Raw genomic sequence first — 3,191 nt, 5'->3', positions numbered from 1 at the left:
ACCAATGCTTCATCAGCAGATTGAGTTGTATCTTTTTCTAATGTACGAACAATGCGTTCATCATATACTGGTAAACCATCTTCATCTGTTTGACCGTTCCAGAAAAGATCAAGAATACTTTCATTAGTATCCCAACCTAATGCACGAACAAGCACAGTAGCTGGTAATTTACGGTTACGGTCGATACGAACGGCTACAACTTCGCTAGCATCTGTTTCTAATTCAATCCAAGCACCGCGATTTGGGATAACTGTGGATTCATACAAACGGTTACCCATGGTATCGATTTCTTTACCATAGTAAACGCCAGGGGAACGTACTAATTGAGATACGATAACACGTTCTGCACCATTGATAATGAAAGTGCCTGTATCCGTCATCAATGGGAAATCACCCATAAATACTTCTTGTTCTTTAATGTCCATATTTTCAGGATCATTATTAACTAAACGGATATTTACACGAAGTGGTGCTGCGTATGTAGCATCACGATTTTTGCACTCATTAATATCATACTTAGGCTCACCTAAGCTAAAACCTTCAAAAGAAAGTACTAAATTACCTGAATTGTCTTTAATCGGAGAAATATCGTTGAAAATATTTTGTAAACCGCTCTCCAAGAACCATTCGTACGATTTACGCTGAATGTCCAACAAATGCGGCATCTTAATAACTTCGTTAATTTTTGCATATGTATAACGAGTCCGTTTGCCTACCTGTTCAGGTTTGAACATATGTGCTTTCCCTCCTTCAAATACACTGGTCCACCATATTTCTATAACGGCATAGAAAAGACATCTTACAGGTCTCAGTTTTCCTGCTTTAATAACGCCAAATAAGCAAGGCCCTTTTTTATTTAAAAAATAACCTTGCTCTGTTCATTATCCAAGCACAACCTTGGAAGAAAACCCTTAATACGTAAGTTATAGCTTCTACATGGAAAAGTAGAAAATGCTACTTTTGCAATTTATAATTCTATCATCATATAAGAAAGCTGTCAACCAAAAGGCTGACAGCTTTCACATTTTCACGTATTATTCACATTATATGACAAAGTTCATTAATAAAAATTAATTTCCTTTGTGTTTCAACAAATCAGCACCGGCAATACCAGGGCGTGTCATTTCTTTAGGAGAAAGAATATGATTGATTTCATCTTCGGTCAATAAACCTTTTTCTAGGATAATATCGCGAATAGCACGACCAGATGTGTAGGCTTCTTTTGCAAGTGCAGAAGCGGTTTCATAACCAAGGTGAGGCAACAATGCAGTTACGATACCAACAGAACGGTTCAACCAGTATTCGCATTGTTCACGGTCTACTTCAAGATCGATAAGCAATTTATCAACGAATGTGTTAACACCATTTTTAAGGTAGCAAAGATTATTGAACAAATTGTAAGCCAATACAGGTTCCATTACGTTCAATTCAAATTGACCATTTTCTACAGCCAAAGAAATGGTAAGATCGTTACCGATAACTTGATAACATACTTGATTCAATACTTCGGCGATAACTGGGTTCACCTTACCAGGCATAATGGAAGAACCAGGTTGACGAGCAGGTAATTTCAATTCCCCGATACCACAACGAGGGCCAGATGCCATCAAACGGAAATCGTTGGCCATTTTAATCAATACAAGAGCCGTAACCTTCAAACCACTAGAGATATCAGCAAAGATATCCGTGTTGTTCGTAGCATCAATCAAGTTATCTGCAGTATAGAATGGCTCGCCTACGACTTCGCTAAGTTCGTATGCTACATCATGAATGTAATTTGGTTCTGCATTAAGGCCTGTACCAACGGCAGTAGCCCCCATATTGATAACATGTGCTCCTTCAACAGCAGATTTAATACGTCTAATACCACGGCGAACACCTGATGCATAAGCACCCATTTCTTGGCCTAATGTAATAGGCACCGCATCTTGTAAATGAGTGCGCCCCATTTTTAAAATTCCGCTATACTCAACAGCCTTTTTCTCAAGTTCATCCACAAGGCGTTGCAACGCTTCAAGCAAAGGTTTAGATTTCAAAATCGCACAAACCTTAATAGCCGTTGGAAATGCATCATTGGTAGATTGCGCCATATTACAATGGTTATTAGGACTTACAATATCATACGATCCTTTTGGATGACCCAAAATTTCACAAGCGCGGTTTGCTAATACTTCATTCATGTTCATATTCACAGAAGTACCTGCACCACCTTGAATTGGGTCGACTGGAAATTGATTTGCGAATTCGCCGGCGATGACTTCATCTGCGGCTTGAACAATGGCTTTACCAATAGATACATTGAGGCGACCTGTTTTCATATTGGCCAAAGCAGAGGCCTTTTTTACCATTGCTAAAGCTTTAATAAAATCTTGGTCTAAATGTTTTCCGGTAATGTGAAAGTTTTCTAACGCACGAATCGTTTGTACACCATAATATAACTCATCAGCTACTTCTAATTCACCTAGGAAATCATGTTCTTTTCTCATTGCTATCCTTCTTTCCACTGAATGTGTATATCATTCAAATTACATTGTATAAAATGGTCTTTCTTTTGAGTTTATTATAACATGTATTTTGTATACACAAAAGTCATTTAAGGTATTCCATAAAAACAATATTCTATATAATTTCTCTCATAGCATATCTGAACATTGCAAAGTATAGTAGAATATAAGCATATACTATTAACATAAAGGAGTGTTTAAAATTAACATAAGTCATCGAACACGAATCATAGCACTGTTTTTAATTACAGTCATAAGCTATGGTTTTTATAATGCCTATATACCGATTACCGATCCAGTAGAATCTAACTATGTATTAAGTGCCATAACCATGTTAACTCACAATTCATGGATTTCACCTATGATTTACGACCATGTATGGTATGATAAACCACCATTAACATATTGGGCACTTATGATCTGCTATAAATTGTTCGGTATATCAGATTTTGTATCACGCATCCCCAATACATTAATTGCAGGGGCCAGTGTATCACTCATGTATCACATGGTATACCGTATCAAACAGTCCGTCCCAGTCGCAGTAACCAGTGCCATCCTCTTGATGAGCACCTTACAATTTTGGTATATATCACATGCGGTTATAACAGATGGCTTTTTATTTTTCTTTAGTCTTGCCATATTTGGTTATGCTTACCTAGCTTTTACAAACAATGATAAGTCGTC

2 protein-coding genes and 1 pseudogene are annotated in these 3,191 nt (G+C 37.2%); 1 reads left to right on the top strand and 2 read right to left on the bottom strand.

Annotated elements, in window-relative coordinates; translation table 11 throughout:
• Together RYP29_RS08665 and RYP29_RS08660 are read right to left on the bottom strand one after the other, a co-directional pair.
• Positions 1-734: pseudogene (locus RYP29_RS08665) on the bottom strand (DNA-directed RNA polymerase subunit beta); the annotation flags it as partial.
• A 336-nt stretch (positions 735-1,070) separates the two neighbouring features.
• A complete protein-coding gene (locus RYP29_RS08660) occupies positions 1,071-2,486 on the bottom strand; it encodes an aspartate ammonia-lyase (protein WP_311533142.1) in 1,416 nt (471 codons plus the stop codon).
• 349 nt (positions 2,487-2,835) lie between these two features.
• On the opposite strand from RYP29_RS08660, the gene RYP29_RS08655 reads away from it, so the two are divergent.
• Positions 2,836-3,191: glycosyltransferase family 39 protein (locus RYP29_RS08655; protein ID WP_311533141.1), on the top strand; the 356-nt coding region annotated here is incomplete at its 3' end.

This window comes from uncultured Veillonella sp. (assembly GCF_963534045.1).
Taxonomy (GTDB): domain Bacteria; phylum Bacillota; class Negativicutes; order Veillonellales; family Veillonellaceae; genus Veillonella.
The sequence above is the reverse complement of the archived record's forward strand: the minus strand, read 5'-3'. Positions and strand labels throughout refer to the sequence as shown.